Here is a 15,410-nt window from a genome sequence, read left to right as displayed (position 1 = left end):
TAAAGGAATAACTATGTCTGAAATAAGAACCCTCGGTGAGTTTATTGTTGCAAAGCAACATGACTTTCCTCATGCAAGTGGAGAGTTATCATCACTAATTGGTTCAATTAAGTTGGCTGCTAAAATTGTAAACCGTGAAATTAACAAAGCTGGACTTGTTGATATTACTGGTGCTTCTGGTGAAGAAAATATTCAAGGTGAACAACAACAAAAACTGGACCTTTACGCTAACGATAAATTTAAAGCCGCATTAGAAAATCGAGATCAAGTCTGTGGCGTTGCGAGTGAAGAAGAAGATGAAGCGGTTGCTTTTAATAAAGAACTAAATCAAAACGCTAAATACGTCGTATTAATGGATCCATTAGATGGCTCATCAAATATTGATGTAAATGTCTCTGTAGGTACTATTTTCTCTATATACCGTCGTATATCCCCAATTGGAACTCCGGCAATAGAAGAAGATTTCCTCCAACCAGGTAATAAACAAGTAGCTGCGGGTTATATTATCTATGGCTCTTCTACCATGCTTGTTTACACAACAGGAAATGGTGTTCATGGGTTTACTTATGACCCATCCCTTGGGGTATTTTGTTTATCTCATGAGAATATGAAAGTCCCTGAAGATGGAAGTATCTATTCTATTAATGAGGGGAATTACATTCGATTCCCTGAAGGAGTTAAACAATATCTAAAGTATTGCCAAGAAATAAAACCAGAAGATAACCGCCCATATACTTCACGTTATATCGGGTCTCTTGTTGCAGATTTCCATAGGAACTTACTTAAAGGTGGGATCTATCTCTACCCAAGTACTCAAGCTTACCCAAATGGTAAATTAAGACTACTTTATGAATGTAATCCAATGGCAATGCTAATCGAGGAAGCGGGGGGTAAAGCGACAGATGGTGAGCAACGTATCCTTGATATCAAACCAACAGAATTGCACCAACGTGTTCCCTTCTTTGTTGGGTCTATCAATATGGTAAATAAAGTTCAGGATTTTCTGGATGAATGGCAAGATTAATAATTAATTTCATATAGTTCAGATACAAAAAAACCGAGTCCTAAGACTCGGTTTTTTCTTGAAACTACTACTGATTACTCAGCTGCAGCTTCTACTTCTGGGCGATCTACAAGCTCAATGTAAGCCATTGGCGCTTTATCACCTGTACGGAAACCGCACTTCAGAATACGAGTATAACCACCAGCACGTTGTGCAAAGCGTGGACCTAACTCGGTAAATAGTTTTGCTACAACTTCGTTATCACGAGTGCGAGCAAACGCTAGACGACGGTTAGCAACACTGTCTGTCTTAGCTAATGTAATCAAAGGCTCAACTACACGACGAAGCTCTTTTGCTTTTGGTACAGTCGTCTTGATAATCTCGTGACGAACCAAAGAGCAAGCCATATTGCTAAACATAGCTTTACGGTGGCTGCTGTTGCGGTTGAGTTGACGACCACTCTTACGATGGCGCATGACCTAATCCTTCTAACTAGATAATTAGTGAACTGATTAATCTTCAGCGATAGACGCTGGTGGCCAATTCTCTAGGCGCATGCCCAAAGAAAGTCCACGTGAAGCTAGAACATCTTTAATTTCAGTTAAAGACTTCTTACCAAGGTTTGGCGTTTTAAGTAGCTCAACCTCAGTGCGCTGCACCAGATCACCAATGTAGTGAATCGCTTCTGCTTTCAAACAGTTAGCAGAGCGAACCGTTAGTTCAAGATCGTCTACAGGACGCAGTAGGATCGGATCGAACTCTGGCTTTTCTTCTTTCTCTTCAGGAACTCGTACATCACGAAGATCTACAAATGCATCCAGTTGTTCAGCTAAAATTGTAGCTGCACGACGGATAGCTTCCTCAGGATCAAGTGTACCATTTGTTTCCATATCGATAACAAGTTTGTCTAAGTCAGTACGTTGCTCAACACGTGCCGCTTCAACCGAGTAAGAAATTTTATCTACTGGGCTGTAAGTTGCATCGATAAGCAAACGACCAATTGGACGCTCATCTTCTTCAGTATGGATACGCGCTGTTGACGGTACATAGCCGCGACCACGCTCTACCTTGATTCTCATGCTGATTTCAGCATTGTCATCAGTTAAGTGGCAGATTACATGCTCTGGGTTCGCAATCTCAACATCACCATCATGGGTGATGTCACCTGCAACAACAGGGCCTGCACCAGACTTGTTAAGAGTAATGATAACTTCATCTTTACCCTCAACCTTAACGGCAAGGCCTTTAAGGTTTAGAAGGATTTCAAGGATATCTTCCTGAACACCTTCTTTGGTGCTGTACTCATGTAATACGCCTTCGATTTCTACTTCAGTTACGGCACAACCCGGCATTGAAGATAGTAAAATACGACGTAGAGCGTTACCTAGAGTGTGGCCAAAACCACGCTCTAATGGCTCAAGAGTTACTTTTGCGTGAGTCTGGCTAACTTGTTCTATGTCAACTAGACGCGGCTTTAGAAATTCTGTTACAGAACCCTGCATTGTGTCCTCTCTTTATTTAAACCTTACTTAGAGTAAAGCTCGACGATCAAGTGTTCGTTGATGTCGGCAGACAAATCAGAACGTTCAGGAAGACGCTTAAACGTACCTTCCATTTTGCCAGCATCTACTTCAATCCAAGTTGGTTTTTCGCGTTGTTCAGCAACTTCTAGAGCAGCTTTAATACGTGATTGCAGTTTAGCTTTCTCACGAATTGAAACAACGTCGTTAGCCGCAACTTTGAAAGAAGGAACGTTAACTACTTTACCATTAACTAGAATAGACTTATGGCTAACTAGTTGACGAGATTCGGCACGTGTAGAACCAAAACCCATACGGTAAACTACGTTATCTAGACGACCTTCAAGAAGTTGAAGTAGGTTTTCACCTGTGTTGCCTTTAATACGAGCAGCATCTTTGTAGTAGTTACGGAATTGTTTTTCTAGAACGCCATACATACGACGAACTTTTTGCTTCTCACGAAGCTGAACGCCATATTCAGATAGACGACCGCGACGAGCGCCGTGTACACCTGGAGCGTTATCGATCTTACACTTGGTATCGATCGCACGTACGCCTGATTTAAGGAATAAATCAGTGCCTTCGCGACGGCTAAGCTTCAGCTTAGGACCCAAATATCTTGCCATGTTCTTTCTCCAATATTCCTAGAAACGAAACTTAAACGCGACGTTTCTTAGGTGGACGACAACCGTTATGAGGGATCGGAGTAGCATCAACAATATTAGTGATGCGGTATCCAGCAGCGTTTAACGCACGGATAGTTGACTCACGACCAGGACCAGGGCCCTTAACCATAACTTCAAGGTTCTTAACGCCATATTCTTTGGCCATTTCACCACAACGCTCAGCAGCAACTTGTGCAGCAAACGGTGTAGATTTACGAGAACCACGGAAACCAGAACCACCTGCAGTAGCCCAAGCTAGTGCATTACCTTGACGGTCAGTAATGGTTACGATTGTATTATTGAAAGAAGCATGGATGTGCGCTACGCCATCCGCTACTTGCTTGCGAACGCGCTTACGAGCGCGAGTAGGTTGTTTTGCCATTGTACTCTCTACCTTATCCGATTATTTTTTGATCGGCTTGCGCGGACCTTTACGGGTACGTGCGTTGGTTTTAGTACGCTGTCCACGTAATGGTAGACTGCGACGGTGACGAAGACCACGATAACAACCAAGATCCATAAGACGCTTAATGTTCATCGATACTTCACGACGTAAGTCGCCTTCGACAGTGTATTTGGCAACACCATCACGCAGAATATCAATCTGCTCATCATTCAGTTCACTGATCTTAACATCTTCAGCAATACCAACTGCAGCTAAAATAGCTTGCGAGCGAGTCTTACCGATGCCGTAGATTGCAGTCAATGCAATTACAGCGTGTTTATGATCAGGAATGTTAATGCCTGCTATACGGGCCACTATTCACTCCTAGTACTTTTTCTTAAGAAGAGTCACAACAAAGCCCGATGAGGATACGTTGTGACTATAACTACTTCTTTTGCACACAAAAGGTAGGCCGAGAATAATACTCGGCCTAACTTAATATATCAAGTAAAAATTTCTGCTAATTAACCTTGGCGTTGTTTATGCTTTGGTTCAACACAAATTATACGCACAACACCGTTGCGCTTAATAACTTTACAGTTGCGGCAGATTTTCTTAACGGAAGCACGAACTTTCATTGCTAAACTCCGTAAATGGACCTGAAATTAACGGCCGTAGCCTTTCAGATTAGCTTTCTTCAAAACGGACTCATACTGCTGAGACATCAGATGAGTCTGAACCTGTGCCATAAAGTCCATGATAACAACAACTACGATTAGTAGGGAAGTACCGCCGAAATAAAAGCGAACGTTCCAAGCTATCATCATAAACTCAGGGATCAGACAGATAAAGGTAATATACATCGCACCAGCTAAGGTTAAGCGAGTCATAACTTTATCAATATATTTCGTTGTCTGTTCACCTGGGCGGATTCCGGGTACGAATGCACCAGACTTCTTCAAGTTATCAGCTGTTTCACGTGGGTTAAAAACCAACGCTGTATAGAAGAAACAGAAGAAGATAATTGCTGCTGCATAAAGCATTACATATAAAGGCTGACCAGGGCTTAACGCCATGGAAACATCAGTTAACCAACCGAATGTTCCTTCACCATTACCACCAAACCACTGAGCCAATGTCCCAGGGAATAGTATAATACTTGATGCAAATATTGCAGGAATTACACCAGCCATATTAATTTTAAGAGGCAAGTGAGTACTTTGAGCTGCAAATACCTTACGGCCTTGCTGACGTTTCGCATAGTTAACGACGATACGACGTTGACCACGCTCCATGAACACTACAAAGTATATTACTGCAAACGATAACACTGCAATTAGTAATAGAAGAAGCACGTGCAGTTCACCTTGACGCGCCTGCTGGATCGTTTCACCGATAGCTGGTGGTAGACCTGCAACGATACCTGTGAAAATAATCAAAGATATACCGTTACCGATGCCACGCTCAGTAATTTGTTCGCCTAACCACATTAAGAACATGGTACCAGTTACTAAACTTACTGTAGCTGTCAGATAGAACATCATGTCAGGGTTAGAAACTAACCCTGGAATCATGCTTGGTAGACCGGTTGCAATACCAATTGCTTGGAATGTAGCCAGAACCAAGGTGCCATAACGTGTGTACTGATTTATCTTACGACGACCAGACTCACCTTCTTTTTTCAATTCTGCTAGAGGTGGATGAACAACTGTTAACAGTTGAACAACGATAGATGCCGAAATATACGGCATAATACCTAGAGCAAGAATTGAGGCACGCGACAGTGCACCACCAGAAAACATGTTAAACAGTTCAATGATGGTACCCTGCTGCTGTTCGAAAAGATCAGCAAGGACAGCAGCGTCAATCCCAGGAATTGGCACAAATGAGCCAGCTCGGAACACTAAAAGCGCACCTATAACAAATAACAGACGCGATTTCAGTTCAGCTAGGCCGTTCTGAGCACTATTTACTTCTTTTCCTGGTTTCTTTGCCATTGTACCTCATCCTTCGAGGATTATTCCTCGATCTTACCGCCTGCAGCTTCAATCGCAGCTTTAGCGCCTTTCGTTACGCGTAGACCTTTAACAGTTACAGCAGTAGCGATTTCACCAGAAAGTACAACTTTCGCGAACACAATGTTCTTAGTGATTACGTTAGCAGCTTTAAGGCTGTTTAGATCGATAACGTTACCTTCAACTTTAGCAAGTTCGCTTAAACGAACCTCTGCAGTCACTAGGCTCTTACGTGAAGTAAAGCCAAATTTAGGTAGACGTTGTTTCAGAGGCATTTGACCACCTTCAAAACCAACACGAACTTTACCGCCAGAGCGTGATTTTTGACCTTTATGGCCACGGCCAGCAGTTTTACCTAGGCCTGAACCGATACCGCGACCTACGCGCTTCTTAGAAGCGTTAGAGCCAGCAGCCGGTGATAGAGTATTCAAAAACATTACTGATTACTCCTCAATATTAACCATATAGCGAACTTTGTTGATCATACCGCGGTTACACGGAGTATCAGCAATTTCTACTGTATGGTTGATGCGACGAAGACCTAGACCTTTAAGACACAAAATGTGCTTAGGTAGGCGACCGATAGAGCTTTTAGTCTGAGTTACTTTGATAGTTTTAGACATGGTACTTACTCCGAAATAGATTCAACAGTTAGACCACGCTTAGCAGCTACCATTTCAGGTGACTTAACACTAGTTAGACCAGCAACCGTTGCGCGAACAACGTTAATTGGGTTAGTAGAGCCGTAAGCTTTAGCTAGTACGTTGCGGACACCCACAACTTCTAGTACTGCACGCATAGCACCACCAGCAATGATACCTGTACCTTCTGAAGCAGGTTGCATGTACACTTTAGAACCAGTGTGGCGACCTTTAACAGAGTGGTGAAGAGTACCTTCGTTAAGTGCAATCGTAAACATGTTACGACGTGCTTTTTCCATTGATTTTTGAATCGCTGCAGGTACTTCACGGGCTTTGCCGTAACCGAAACCTACACGACCATTACCGTCACCAACTACTGTTAGTGCAGTAAAGCTAAAGATTCGACCGCCTTTAACCGTTTTAGAAACACGGTTAACAGCAATTAGCTTCTCGTTCAAATCTGTAGCTTGTTGTTGTTCTTTAGCCATCTTCCAACCCTACCTTAGAATTTCAGACCAGCTTCGCGAGCAGAATCTGCTAGCGCCGCTACTCGGCCGTGGTATTGGAAACCAGAACGATCGAAAGCAACATTAGTAATGCCTTTTTCGATAGCGCGCTCAGCAATTAGTTTACCAATTGCTTCAGCAGCAGCTTTGTTGCTGGTGTTTCCAAGTTGCTCACGGATTGCCTTTTCTACAGTAGAAGCGGCAGCGATAACCTCTGAGCCGTTTGGTGCGATTACCTGAGCATACGTATGACGCGGAGTACGATGCACTACAAGGCGAGTTGCACACAGTTCAGCAATCTTACGACGTGCACGTGTAGCACGACGGATGCGAGATGCTTTCTTATCCATAGTGATACCCTACTTCTTCTTAGCTTCTTTAGTACGCACGATTTCATCGGCGTAACGAACACCCTTGCCTTTATAAGGCTCAGGTCGACGGTATGAACGAAGGTCCGCAGCAACTTGACCAACTACTTGCTTATCACAACCAGTTATAACGATCTCAGTTTGAGTTGGACACTCAGCTTTAATACCTTCCGGCAGAGCATGCTCTACTGGATGTGAGAAGCCAAGAGTAAGGCCTACAGCGTTGCCTTTCATAGCAGCACGGTAACCTACGCCTTTAAGAATTAGCTTCTTAGTAAAGCCTTCATTTACACCAATAACCATATTGTTTACTAGTGCACGAGCTGTACCAGCTTGTGCCCAAGCATTGGTAACGCCTTCGCGTGGACCAAATACAATAGAGTTATCTTCTTGTGAAACAACTACAGCGTTATTAAGAACGCGAGTTAGTTCACCTTTACCACCTTTAATAGTGATTTCCTGGCCGTTCAGTTTAACTTCTACGCCAGCAGGAAGAACCACAGGTGCTTTAGCAACACGAGACATATCCTACTCCTATTAAGCTACGTAGCAGATAATTTCGCCACCAAGACCAGCTTTACGCGCAGCGCGGTCAGACATAAGGCCTTTTGATGTAGAAACAACAGCAATACCAAGACCACCCATAACAGATGGTAACGCGTCGTTCTTCTTGTAAACACGAAGACCTGGACGAGAAACTCGTTGGATTTGCTCGATAACTGGTTTAGCTTGGAAATACTTAAGAGTAATTTCTAGCTCAGGTTTGATTTCGCCTTCAACAGCGAATTCAGCGATGTAGCCTTCAGCTTTAAGTAGTGCAGCAATTGCAACTTTAAGCTTTGAAGAAGGCATTTTAACAGCAACTTTATTTGCTGATTGACCGTTGCGAACGCGGGTCAGCATATCCGAAATCGGATCTTGCATGCTCATAAGATTTACTCCAAATGATTAAGTGGCAATTACCAGCTAGCCTTACGAAGACCCGGAATCTCGCCTTTCATGCAAGCTTCGCGAACCTTAATACGGCTTAAACCGAATTTACGTAGGTAACCGTGTGGACGACCAGTTTGGTTGCAACGATTACGCTGACGAGATGCACTTGAATCACGAGGTAGAGCTTGCAATTTAAGAACTGCATCCCAACGCTCTTCTTCAGAAGCATTTACATCGCTAATTAGAACTTTTAACGCAGCACGCTTTTGAGCGAACTGAGCTACAAGTTTTGCACGTTTAGCTTCACGTGCTTTCATAGATTGTTTAGCCATAACAGTAACCCTTCACCTTACTTACGGAATGGGAAGTTAAAGGCAGTCAGCAGAGCTCGGCCTTCCGCATCTGTATTCGCTGACGTCGTGATAGTAATATCAAGACCGCGTACACGATCAACTTTATCATAGTCGATCTCAGGGAAGATTATTTGCTCGCGAACGCCCATGCTGTAGTTACCGCGACCGTCAAAAGACTTCGCGCTAACACCACGGAAATCACGTACTCGTGGAAGAGCAATAGAGATTAAACGCTCTAAAAACTCCCACATACGTTCGCCACGCAGGGTTACTTTACAACCGATTGGGTAGCCTTCACGGATTTTGAAACCAGCAACAGATTTACGTGCTTTTGTAATCAATGGCTTTTGGCCAGAGATAATTGCCATATCGGCAGCAGCGTTTTCTAGTAGCTTCTTATCGTTGATTGCTTCACCAACACCCATATTTAGGGTGATTTTTTCAACCCTAGGGACTTGCATGACGCTTGTGTAGCTGAACTCTTTGGTAAGCTCAGCGACTACAGACGACTTGTAGTAATCATGCAGTTTCGCCATAGTAGAACTCCAAATTACTTCTATTAATTAGAAACAGTTTCGCCGTTAGATTTAAAGAAACGAACTTTCTTACCATCTTCAAAACGGAAACCGATACGGTCCGCTTTACCAGTAGCTTCATTGTAGACTGCGATGTTAGAAGCATCAATTGCTGCTTCTTTCTCGACGATACCACCTTGTTGACCAAGAGCCGGAACAGGCTTCTGGTGTTTTTTAACAAGATTAATACCTTCAACAATAACTTTACCAGTTTCAAGAACCTTAGTTACTTTACCTTTCTTGCCTTTATCTTTACCGACAAGAACGATTACTTCGTCATTACGACGGATTTTAGCTGCCATCTGACCGCTCCTTACAGAACTTCTGGTGCTAGTGAAACAATTTTCATGAATTTCGCATTGCGAAGTTCACGAGTCACTGGACCAAAGATACGTGTACCGACTGGTTGCTCAGTAGTGTCATTCAACAATACGCAAGCGTTACGGTCAAAGCGAATGATAGAACCGTCTGGGCGACGAACGCCTTTACGGGTGCGCACTACTACCGCCTTCAGAACATCACCTTTTTTAACTTTACCGCGAGGAATTGCTTCCTTAACAGTAACTTTAATGACGTCTCCGATATGTGCATAACGGCGGTGAGAGCCACCCAGGACCTTAATACACATTACCTTGCGCGCGCCAGAGTTATCTGCAGCGTCAAGTGTACTTTGCATTTGGATCATTGTTAGTGCTCCGCTAAATATTTAAATAGACCCATCACGGGTCGGACTGCCTCTCTTAAAGAGGATGGGGAGTGTATCACCATTCTTTTCATAAAGGTAGTCAAAAAATAAACAGCTCCAAAAAAAATCAATTGGAGCTGTTTACATGTATCGCTATCAAATCAGCAAAAATTAAGCTTTTGCTTTTTCAATAATGTTTACCAGAGTCCAAGACTTAGTCTTAGACAGTGGACGACATTCATGAATCGCAACTAGGTCGCCAAGGCCACATTCGTTGTTTTCATCATGTGCGTGAAGCTTAGTCGTACGCTTGATGTATTTACCGTAGATCGGGTGTTTCACCATGCGTTCAATAGCAACAACAATAGACTTGTCCATTTTGTCGCTAATTACACGACCTTGCATAGTACGAATTTTCTCGCTCATTATGCGCCAGCCTTCTCATTCAGTAAAGTTTTAACACGTGCGATATCACGGCGTACAGCTTTAAGAGTATGAGTTTGCTGTAGTTGACCAGTCGCAGCTTGCATACGCAAGTTAAACTGTTCACGTAGCAATTTCAAAAGCTCTTCATTTAGCTCTTCAACGTTTTTCTCGCGTAGATCTTGTGCTTTCATCACATCACCTGCTTAGTTACAAAAGTAGTTTTGATAGGCAGTTTACGTGCCGCTAGGCGGAACGCTTCACGTGCCAACTCTTCAGGTACGCCGTTCATTTCGTACATAACCTTTCCAGGTTGGATTTGGGCTACCCAGTACTCAACGTTACCTTTACCCTTACCTTGACGAACTTCAAGCGGTTTTTCTGTGATAGGTTTGTCTGGGAACACACGGATCCAGATTTGACCTTGACGTTTAACATGACGTGTCATAGCACGACGTGCCGCTTCGATCTGACGTGCAGTTAGACGACCACGGCCTACAGCTTTAAGACCGAATTCGCCGAAGCTCACTTCAGTACCTTTAGCAAGACCACGGTTACGACCAGTCATAACCTTACGGAACTTAGTACGTTTTGGTTGTAGCATCAGTCAGCTCCTTACTTACGGCTTCTACGCTGCTTCTTAGGCTTGTCAGCCTTAGGCTCTACTGCATTAGCAGCTGGCATACCGCCTAGAACTTCACCTTTGAAGATCCAAACTTTAACGCCGATCACACCGTATTGGGTGTGAGCCGAAGAAGTTGCGTAATCAATGTCAGCACGTAAAGTATGTAGAGGTACACGACCTTCACGATACCATTCAGAACGTGCGATTTCAGCACCGCCAAGACGGCCGCCTACTTGTACTTTGATGCCTTGAGCGCCTAGACGCATTGCATTTTGTACCGCACGCTTCATAGCGCGACGGAACATAACACGACGTTCTAGTTGAGAAGCAATGCTGTCAGCTACAAGTTGAGCGTCTAGCTCTGGCTTGCGAACTTCTGCAATGTTGATTTGCGCTGGAACACCGGCAATTTTTGCTACGCCTGCGCGTAGTTTTTCTACGTCTTCGCCTTTCTTACCGATTACTACGCCTGGACGAGCAGTGTGAATAGTCACACGGATGCTCTTCGCAGGACGCTCGATAACGATGCGAGATAGAGATGCTTTTTTCAGTTCTTTAGTAAGATACTGACGTACCTTGAAGTCGCCGTCTAGGTTGTCAGCGAACTCTTGGCTACTAGCAAACCATGTAGCATTCCAAGGCTTAACGATGCCAAGACGAATACCATTAGGATGTACTTTTTGACCCATTTGCTTAATCTCCTAGTCTTTAACGATCAGCTACAACGATAGTGATGTGGCTTGAACGCTTCAAGATGCGATCTGCACGACCTTTAGCACGAGGCATAATACGCTTCATGATAGGGCCTTCGTCTACGAAGATTTTAGCGACATTTAGATCGTCGATATCTGCACCTTCGTTGTGTTCAGCGTTTGCGATAGCAGACTCAACAACTTTTTTAATTAATACTGCAGCTTTTTTATTGCTGAAAGTAAGAATTTCAAGAGCTTGGTCTACTGATTTCCCACGAATTTGGTCCGCAACTAAGCGAGCCTTTTGTGGAGAAATGCTGGCAAAACGATGTTTAGCAATAGCTTCCATATTCTACCTCCTAACGCTTTTTAGCTTTCTTATCTGCAGCATGGCCGCGATAAGTACGAGTAGGTGCAAATTCGCCCAGCTTGTGACCAATCATGTCTTCTGTAACGAAAACTGGTACATGCTGGCGACCATTATGGACAGCGATGGTCAAATTGATCATAGTTGGAATGATCATTGAACGACGGGACCAAGTCTTAATAGGCTTTTTGTCTCCGCTTTCCACCGCTTTCTCTACCTTCTTCAGCAAGTGTAGGTCAATGAAAGGACCTTTCTTGAGAGAACGTGGCATGGCGATTCCTCTTTATATATTATTTGTTACGACGACGTACAATGTACTTGTCAGTAGATTTATTCTTACGAGTCTTGAAGCCCTTAGTTGGCATACCCCAAGGTGATACTGGGTGACGACCGCCTGATGTACGACCTTCACCACCACCATGTGGGTGATCAACTGGGTTCATTGCAACACCACGTACCGTTGGACGAACACCGCGCCAGCGTGTAGCACCGGCTTTGCCTAGCTCACGTAGCATGTGTTCAGAGTTACCAACTTCACCGATAGTCGCACGACCTTCAGAAAGAACTTTACGCATCTCACCAGAGCGTAGACGTAATGTCACGTAAGCGCCATCACGAGCAATGATTTGTGCGTATGCACCAGCAGAACGTGCAACTTGCGCGCCCTTACCAGGTTTTAATTCAACACAGTGAACAGTAGAACCTACTGGGATGTTGCGCAATGGTAAGCAGTTACCTGCTTTGATTGGCGCATCAACACCTGATTGAACTGTATCGCCGGCTTTAAGACCTTTTGGTGCGATAATGTAACGACGCTCACCGTCTGCGAACAGAACTAGTGCAATATTTGCACTACGGTTTGGATCGTATTCTAAACGTTCAACGATAGCTGGAATGCCATCTTTAGTACGTTTAAAGTCAATTAGACGGTAGTGTTGCTTATGACCACCACCAACGTGACGTACTGTAATACGACCGTTATTGTTACGACCACCAGATTTAGATTTTTTCTCTAAAAGAGGTGCGTATGGCTTACCCTTATGTAGGTCAGCGTTAACGATTTTTACAACGTGACGACGACCAGGGGAAGTCGGCTTACATTTAACAATAGCCATTTTTAACTACTCCTGTTATTCCGCGCCGCCAACGAAGTCTAGGTCTTGACCTTCTTTCAAGATTACGTACGCTTTTTTCACGTCTGAACGACGGCCTTGGCGTGCACCTTGACGTTTGGTCTTGCCCTTAGTGATAAGGGTATTTACAGACTTAACTTCAACTTCAAACAACTTTTGTACAGCTGCTTTAATCTCTTTCTTAGTTGCATTGATTGCTACTTTGAAAACAATAGTGTTATTGCCTTCAGCAGCCATCGTTGCTTTTTCAGAGATATGTGGGCCGCGTAGGACTTTTAGTAGACGCTCTTCACTGATCATGCCAGCATCTCCTCAACTTGCTTGACTGCAGCTGCAGTCATTAGAACCTTGTTGAATGCAACTAGGCTTACTGGATCAATACCAGCAACGTCACGTGCGTCAACTTTATATAGGTTACGAGCAGCTAAGAATAGATTCTCGTCTACTTCGCCAGTTACGATAAGAACATCGTTAAGCTCAAGTTCTTTAAGCTTAGCAACTAGCTCTTTTGTCTTTGGTGCTTCAATTGAGAAGTCTTCAACAACGATCAAACGATCTTGACGAACTAACTCAGAAAGAATGCTCTTTAGAGCACCGCGGTACATTTTTTTGTTTACTTTTAAGCTGTGATCTTGTGGTTTCGCAGCAAAAGTAACACCACCTGAACGCCAGATTGGGCTACGAATCGTACCCGCACGAGCTCGGCCTGTACCTTTTTGACGCCATGGCTTAGCGCCACCGCCAGATACTTCTGAACGTGTTTTTTGAGCGCGTGTACCTTGACGAGCACCTGCTGCATAAGCAACAACTACTTGGTGTACAAGAGCTTCGTTAAACTCACGTCCGAAAGTAGTTTCGGATACAGTTAGTGCCGCAGCACCTTTAACCATAAGTTCCATTACATACTCCTAAGACGTTATGCTTTAACAGCTGGTTTAACGATCACGTTGCCACCTGTTGAGCCTGGTACTGCACCTTTAATAAGAAGCAGATTGCGCTCAGCGTCAACACGTACGATCTCTAGGTTTTGAGTAGTACAACGCTCAGCACCCATGTGACCTGCCATTTTTTTGCCTTTAAATACGCGACCTGGAGTTTGACATTGGCCAATTGAACCCGGAGCACGGTGAGACAAAGAGTTACCGTGAGTCATATCTTGAGTACGGAAGTTCCAACGCTTAACAGCGCCTTGGAAGCCCTTACCTTTAGATGTACCAGTAACGTCTACTTTTTTGATTTCGTTAAAGATTTCAACACTTAGCTCAGCGCCAACTGCGAATTCTTCACCGCTTTCTAAACGGAATTCCCAAAGACCGCGACCTGCTTCAACACCTGCTTTCGCAAAGTGACCAGCTTCAGGCTTAGATACGCGGTTAGCTTTCTTAGAACCACAAGTAACTTGAATTGCGTTGTAGCCATCAGTTTCTACAGTTTTCACTTGAGAAACACGGTTAACTTCAACTTCAACAACTGTTACTGGGATAGAAACGCCTTCTTCGGTAAAGATGCGGGTCATGCCCACTTTACGACCGACTAGACCAATCATAATAATCTCCCCTTAACCTAGGCTAATTTGAACATCAACACCAGCAGCAAGGTCTAAACGCATTAGTGCGTCAACAGTTTTATCTGTTGGCTCAACAATGTCGATTAAACGCTTGTGAGTACGAATTTCGTACTGGTCACGTGCGTCTTTGTTAACGTGAGGAGAAGTAAGAACAGTAAAACGCTCTTTACGAGTAGGAAGTGGAATAGGACCACGAACCTGAGCGCCAGTGCGCTTAGCTGTTTCAACGATTTCCGCCGTAGACTGATCGATTAACTTGTAATCGAATGCTTTTAGGCGAATACGTATACGTTGGTTCTGCATGAGACAGAGCTCCAATAATAAATACACAAACAATATCGCCACTCAATCCCGTTAAAACGAGAGAATGCCGATTGATTTATGTGAAACCATAGGTCCAAAATTAGGACACATTGTCAGTTAACTTATATTACAATTTATTTTAATGATTACTCAAAAAATAAGCTCTAATAATATTAACCGCGAACATAAGCTGAGTATTCATTCTAAGTACTAACCCTACTCTGTAGGAATCAGCACTTTCCTCGCTGCTCATTGGTTCACAACCGACTTAAGCCAGTGCGTTGCATTATACAGATCACACTTTTAGATGCAAGCATTGTTTGAAAAACAAACGAAAAAAATATAACCAGAAACGATACGCTTTGCTAACTAGAAACTATAAGAGAAAAAAGCAAACACAGCCCCCCCCTCTCTGAATGATATTTTCATTTTCAACATATCAAATTAATACCAACATAATTAAATGCTTATTATTGGTAGGACTAGGCTTGGCTTTCTCTTATAGTTTCTAGAGCAAAGCTTTCTAGTTAGCGAAGCCTATAATCTTTTCTTACAGGCAACAAAAAGGGAAGCCTAAGCTTCCCTTTTTTTTAGTCATGCGATTTATCGCAAAATCTTTAGCTATTAAGCGAAGATTTTAGCAACAACACC

At 43.5% G+C, this 15,410-nt stretch carries 29 protein-coding genes; 1 reads left to right on the top strand and 28 read right to left on the bottom strand.

Features of this window, described 5'->3' with window-relative positions; all coding sequences use genetic code 11:
• Positions 1-13: 13 nt before the first annotated feature.
• Positions 14-1,024, top strand: coding sequence for a class 1 fructose-bisphosphatase (fbp, locus tag A6E06_RS14795; RefSeq protein ID WP_065592260.1), 1,011 nt, complete (start codon positions 14-16; stop codon positions 1,022-1,024).
• 74 nt (positions 1,025-1,098) lie between these two features.
• On the opposite strand, the gene rplQ is transcribed toward fbp, so the two are convergent.
• The 28 genes from rplQ to rpsJ form a co-directional block, all read right to left on the bottom strand.
• Entirely contained in the window at positions 1,099-1,479 is a 381-nt protein-coding gene (gene rplQ, locus A6E06_RS14790; RefSeq protein WP_012549173.1) for a 50S ribosomal protein L17, read from the bottom strand.
• A gap of 36 nt (positions 1,480-1,515) precedes the next feature.
• Positions 1,516-2,505, bottom strand: a complete 990-nt coding sequence (gene rpoA, locus A6E06_RS14785; protein ID WP_060993957.1) for a DNA-directed RNA polymerase subunit alpha — start codon at positions 2,503-2,505, stop codon at positions 1,516-1,518.
• A gap of 23 nt (positions 2,506-2,528) precedes the next feature.
• Entirely contained in the window at positions 2,529-3,149 is a 621-nt protein-coding gene (gene rpsD / locus A6E06_RS14780; protein WP_065592261.1) for a 30S ribosomal protein S4, read from the bottom strand.
• 31 nt (positions 3,150-3,180) lie between these two features.
• A complete protein-coding gene (rpsK, locus tag A6E06_RS14775; protein ID WP_005303517.1) occupies positions 3,181-3,570 on the bottom strand; it encodes a 30S ribosomal protein S11 in 390 nt (129 codons plus the stop codon).
• Positions 3,571-3,591: 21 nt separating this feature from the next.
• Positions 3,592-3,948: a 30S ribosomal protein S13 gene (gene rpsM, locus A6E06_RS14770; RefSeq protein WP_012549170.1), complete on the bottom strand. Its 357-nt coding sequence runs from the start codon at positions 3,946-3,948 to the stop codon at positions 3,592-3,594.
• Positions 3,949-4,097: 149 nt separating this feature from the next.
• Positions 4,098-4,211, bottom strand: coding sequence for a 50S ribosomal protein L36 (rpmJ, locus tag A6E06_RS19690; RefSeq protein ID WP_044583162.1), 114 nt, complete (start codon positions 4,209-4,211; stop codon positions 4,098-4,100).
• A 27-nt stretch (positions 4,212-4,238) separates the two neighbouring features.
• Positions 4,239-5,570, bottom strand: coding sequence for a preprotein translocase subunit SecY (secY, locus tag A6E06_RS14765; RefSeq protein ID WP_065592262.1), 1,332 nt, complete (start codon positions 5,568-5,570; stop codon positions 4,239-4,241).
• A 20-nt stretch (positions 5,571-5,590) separates the two neighbouring features.
• Complete coding sequence (rplO, locus tag A6E06_RS14760) at positions 5,591-6,025, bottom strand: 50S ribosomal protein L15 (protein WP_065592263.1); 435 nt, start codon at positions 6,023-6,025, stop codon at positions 5,591-5,593.
• Positions 6,026-6,031: 6 nt separating this feature from the next.
• Positions 6,032-6,211: a 50S ribosomal protein L30 gene (rpmD, locus tag A6E06_RS14755; protein ID WP_065592264.1), complete on the bottom strand. Its 180-nt coding sequence runs from the start codon at positions 6,209-6,211 to the stop codon at positions 6,032-6,034.
• Positions 6,212-6,216: 5 nt separating this feature from the next.
• A complete protein-coding gene (gene rpsE / locus A6E06_RS14750; RefSeq protein WP_065592265.1) occupies positions 6,217-6,717 on the bottom strand; it encodes a 30S ribosomal protein S5 in 501 nt (166 codons plus the stop codon).
• 14 nt (positions 6,718-6,731) lie between these two features.
• Complete coding sequence (rplR, locus tag A6E06_RS14745; RefSeq protein ID WP_065592266.1) at positions 6,732-7,085, bottom strand: 50S ribosomal protein L18; 354 nt, start codon at positions 7,083-7,085, stop codon at positions 6,732-6,734.
• Between the two features lie 9 nt (positions 7,086-7,094).
• Positions 7,095-7,628 (bottom strand): 50S ribosomal protein L6, encoded by a 534-nt coding sequence (gene rplF / locus A6E06_RS14740; RefSeq protein ID WP_065592267.1) that lies wholly within the window; start codon positions 7,626-7,628, stop codon positions 7,095-7,097.
• A 12-nt stretch (positions 7,629-7,640) separates the two neighbouring features.
• Positions 7,641-8,033, bottom strand: a complete 393-nt coding sequence (gene rpsH, locus A6E06_RS14735) for a 30S ribosomal protein S8 (protein WP_045103042.1) — start codon at positions 8,031-8,033, stop codon at positions 7,641-7,643.
• 29 nt (positions 8,034-8,062) lie between these two features.
• The gene (gene rpsN / locus A6E06_RS14730) at positions 8,063-8,368 is read right to left on the bottom strand and encodes a 30S ribosomal protein S14 (protein ID WP_060993962.1); all 306 of its coding nucleotides are present in this window, start codon (positions 8,366-8,368) and stop codon (positions 8,063-8,065) included.
• Positions 8,369-8,385: 17 nt separating this feature from the next.
• Positions 8,386-8,925, bottom strand: coding sequence for a 50S ribosomal protein L5 (rplE, locus tag A6E06_RS14725; protein ID WP_061005632.1), 540 nt, complete (start codon positions 8,923-8,925; stop codon positions 8,386-8,388).
• 23 nt (positions 8,926-8,948) lie between these two features.
• Positions 8,949-9,266: a 50S ribosomal protein L24 gene (gene rplX / locus A6E06_RS14720; RefSeq protein WP_060993964.1), complete on the bottom strand. Its 318-nt coding sequence runs from the start codon at positions 9,264-9,266 to the stop codon at positions 8,949-8,951.
• An 11-nt stretch (positions 9,267-9,277) separates the two neighbouring features.
• Positions 9,278-9,649, bottom strand: coding sequence for a 50S ribosomal protein L14 (gene rplN / locus A6E06_RS14715; protein ID WP_012549159.1), 372 nt, complete (start codon positions 9,647-9,649; stop codon positions 9,278-9,280).
• Between the two features lie 171 nt (positions 9,650-9,820).
• Positions 9,821-10,075, bottom strand: a complete 255-nt coding sequence (rpsQ, locus tag A6E06_RS14710; RefSeq protein ID WP_065592268.1) for a 30S ribosomal protein S17 — start codon at positions 10,073-10,075, stop codon at positions 9,821-9,823.
• Positions 10,075-10,266, bottom strand: a complete 192-nt coding sequence (gene rpmC / locus A6E06_RS14705) for a 50S ribosomal protein L29 (RefSeq protein WP_065592269.1) — start codon at positions 10,264-10,266, stop codon at positions 10,075-10,077. Before rpmC ends, rpsQ begins: the two co-directional genes overlap by 1 nt.
• A complete protein-coding gene (gene rplP / locus A6E06_RS14700) occupies positions 10,266-10,676 on the bottom strand; it encodes a 50S ribosomal protein L16 (RefSeq protein ID WP_012549157.1) in 411 nt (136 codons plus the stop codon). The genes rpmC and rplP overlap by 1 nt, the downstream gene beginning before the upstream one ends.
• Before the next feature lie 11 nt (positions 10,677-10,687).
• On the bottom strand, positions 10,688-11,386 hold the full coding sequence (gene rpsC, locus A6E06_RS14695) for a 30S ribosomal protein S3 (RefSeq protein ID WP_065592270.1): 699 nt from the start codon (positions 11,384-11,386) through the stop codon (positions 10,688-10,690).
• 19 nt (positions 11,387-11,405) lie between these two features.
• Positions 11,406-11,738, bottom strand: coding sequence for a 50S ribosomal protein L22 (gene rplV, locus A6E06_RS14690; protein WP_045103050.1), 333 nt, complete (start codon positions 11,736-11,738; stop codon positions 11,406-11,408).
• Between the two features lie 10 nt (positions 11,739-11,748).
• Positions 11,749-12,027 (bottom strand): 30S ribosomal protein S19, encoded by a 279-nt coding sequence (rpsS, locus tag A6E06_RS14685; protein ID WP_012549154.1) that lies wholly within the window; start codon positions 12,025-12,027, stop codon positions 11,749-11,751.
• 19 nt (positions 12,028-12,046) lie between these two features.
• Positions 12,047-12,871: a 50S ribosomal protein L2 gene (gene rplB / locus A6E06_RS14680; protein WP_065592271.1), complete on the bottom strand. Its 825-nt coding sequence runs from the start codon at positions 12,869-12,871 to the stop codon at positions 12,047-12,049.
• A 15-nt stretch (positions 12,872-12,886) separates the two neighbouring features.
• Positions 12,887-13,189: a 50S ribosomal protein L23 gene (rplW, locus tag A6E06_RS14675; protein ID WP_065592272.1), complete on the bottom strand. Its 303-nt coding sequence runs from the start codon at positions 13,187-13,189 to the stop codon at positions 12,887-12,889.
• Entirely contained in the window at positions 13,186-13,788 is a 603-nt protein-coding gene (gene rplD / locus A6E06_RS14670) for a 50S ribosomal protein L4 (RefSeq protein WP_012549151.1), read from the bottom strand. Before rplD ends, rplW begins: the two co-directional genes overlap by 4 nt.
• Before the next feature lie 17 nt (positions 13,789-13,805).
• A complete protein-coding gene (gene rplC / locus A6E06_RS14665) occupies positions 13,806-14,435 on the bottom strand; it encodes a 50S ribosomal protein L3 (protein ID WP_060993968.1) in 630 nt (209 codons plus the stop codon).
• A 12-nt stretch (positions 14,436-14,447) separates the two neighbouring features.
• Positions 14,448-14,759 carry a 30S ribosomal protein S10 gene (rpsJ, locus tag A6E06_RS14660; protein ID WP_005417222.1) on the bottom strand — a complete coding sequence of 104 codons (312 nt, stop codon included), beginning with the start codon at positions 14,757-14,759 and terminating at the stop codon, positions 14,448-14,450.
• Positions 14,760-15,410: the final 651 nt, after the last annotated feature.

The organism is Aliivibrio sp. 1S175 (assembly GCF_001690985.1).
Classification (GTDB): domain Bacteria; phylum Pseudomonadota; class Gammaproteobacteria; order Enterobacterales; family Vibrionaceae; genus Aliivibrio.
Note: the sequence above shows the minus strand (reverse complement) of the source record. Positions and strands in the feature narration are given on the sequence as shown.

Bases quoted from the DNA above. Each gene is read 5' to 3' on its own strand.
- fbp (WP_065592260.1), top strand. From the start codon at position 14: ATGTCTGAAATAAGAACCCTCGGTGAGTTTATTGTTGCAAAGCAACAT.
- secY (WP_065592262.1), bottom strand. From the start codon at position 5,570: ATGGCAAAGAAACCAGGAAAAGAAGTAAATAGTGCTCAGAACGGCCTA.
- rplQ (WP_012549173.1), bottom strand. From the start codon at position 1,479: ATGCGCCATCGTAAGAGTGGTCGTCAACTCAACCGCAACAGCAGCCAC.
- rpoA (WP_060993957.1), bottom strand. From the start codon at position 2,505: ATGCAGGGTTCTGTAACAGAATTTCTAAAGCCGCGTCTAGTTGACATA.
- rpmD (WP_065592264.1), bottom strand. From the start codon at position 6,211: ATGTCTAAAACTATCAAAGTAACTCAGACTAAAAGCTCTATCGGTCGC.
- rpsC (WP_065592270.1), bottom strand. From the start codon at position 11,386: ATGGGTCAAAAAGTACATCCTAATGGTATTCGTCTTGGCATCGTTAAG.
- rplB (WP_065592271.1), bottom strand. From the start codon at position 12,871: ATGGCTATTGTTAAATGTAAGCCGACTTCCCCTGGTCGTCGTCACGTT.
- rpsJ (WP_005417222.1), bottom strand. From the start codon at position 14,759: ATGCAGAACCAACGTATACGTATTCGCCTAAAAGCATTCGATTACAAG.
- rplD (WP_012549151.1), bottom strand. From the start codon at position 13,788: ATGGAACTTATGGTTAAAGGTGCTGCGGCACTAACTGTATCCGAAACT.
- rplV (WP_045103050.1), bottom strand. From the start codon at position 11,738: ATGGAAGCTATTGCTAAACATCGTTTTGCCAGCATTTCTCCACAAAAG.
- rplX (WP_060993964.1), bottom strand. From the start codon at position 9,266: ATGGCAGCTAAAATCCGTCGTAATGACGAAGTAATCGTTCTTGTCGGT.
- rpsH (WP_045103042.1), bottom strand. From the start codon at position 8,033: ATGAGCATGCAAGATCCGATTTCGGATATGCTGACCCGCGTTCGCAAC.
- rpmJ (WP_044583162.1), bottom strand. From the start codon at position 4,211: ATGAAAGTTCGTGCTTCCGTTAAGAAAATCTGCCGCAACTGTAAAGTT.
- rpsS (WP_012549154.1), bottom strand. From the start codon at position 12,027: ATGCCACGTTCTCTCAAGAAAGGTCCTTTCATTGACCTACACTTGCTG.
- rplN (WP_012549159.1), bottom strand. From the start codon at position 9,649: ATGATCCAAATGCAAAGTACACTTGACGCTGCAGATAACTCTGGCGCG.
- rpsN (WP_060993962.1), bottom strand. From the start codon at position 8,368: ATGGCTAAACAATCTATGAAAGCACGTGAAGCTAAACGTGCAAAACTT.
- rpsK (WP_005303517.1), bottom strand. From the start codon at position 3,570: ATGGCAAAACAACCTACTCGCGCTCGTAAGCGCGTTCGCAAGCAAGTA.
- rplR (WP_065592266.1), bottom strand. From the start codon at position 7,085: ATGGATAAGAAAGCATCTCGCATCCGTCGTGCTACACGTGCACGTCGT.
- rpsQ (WP_065592268.1), bottom strand. From the start codon at position 10,075: ATGAGCGAGAAAATTCGTACTATGCAAGGTCGTGTAATTAGCGACAAA.
- rplC (WP_060993968.1), bottom strand. From the start codon at position 14,435: ATGATTGGTCTAGTCGGTCGTAAAGTGGGCATGACCCGCATCTTTACC.
- rpsD (WP_065592261.1), bottom strand. From the start codon at position 3,149: ATGGCAAGATATTTGGGTCCTAAGCTGAAGCTTAGCCGTCGCGAAGGC.
- rplF (WP_065592267.1), bottom strand. From the start codon at position 7,628: ATGTCTCGTGTTGCTAAAGCACCTGTGGTTCTTCCTGCTGGCGTAGAA.
- rplO (WP_065592263.1), bottom strand. From the start codon at position 6,025: ATGTTTTTGAATACTCTATCACCGGCTGCTGGCTCTAACGCTTCTAAG.
- rplW (WP_065592272.1), bottom strand. From the start codon at position 13,189: ATGATCAGTGAAGAGCGTCTACTAAAAGTCCTACGCGGCCCACATATC.
- rplP (WP_012549157.1), bottom strand. From the start codon at position 10,676: ATGCTACAACCAAAACGTACTAAGTTCCGTAAGGTTATGACTGGTCGT.
- rpsE (WP_065592265.1), bottom strand. From the start codon at position 6,717: ATGGCTAAAGAACAACAACAAGCTACAGATTTGAACGAGAAGCTAATT.
- rplE (WP_061005632.1), bottom strand. From the start codon at position 8,925: ATGGCGAAACTGCATGATTACTACAAGTCGTCTGTAGTCGCTGAGCTT.
- rpmC (WP_065592269.1), bottom strand. From the start codon at position 10,266: ATGAAAGCACAAGATCTACGCGAGAAAAACGTTGAAGAGCTAAATGAA.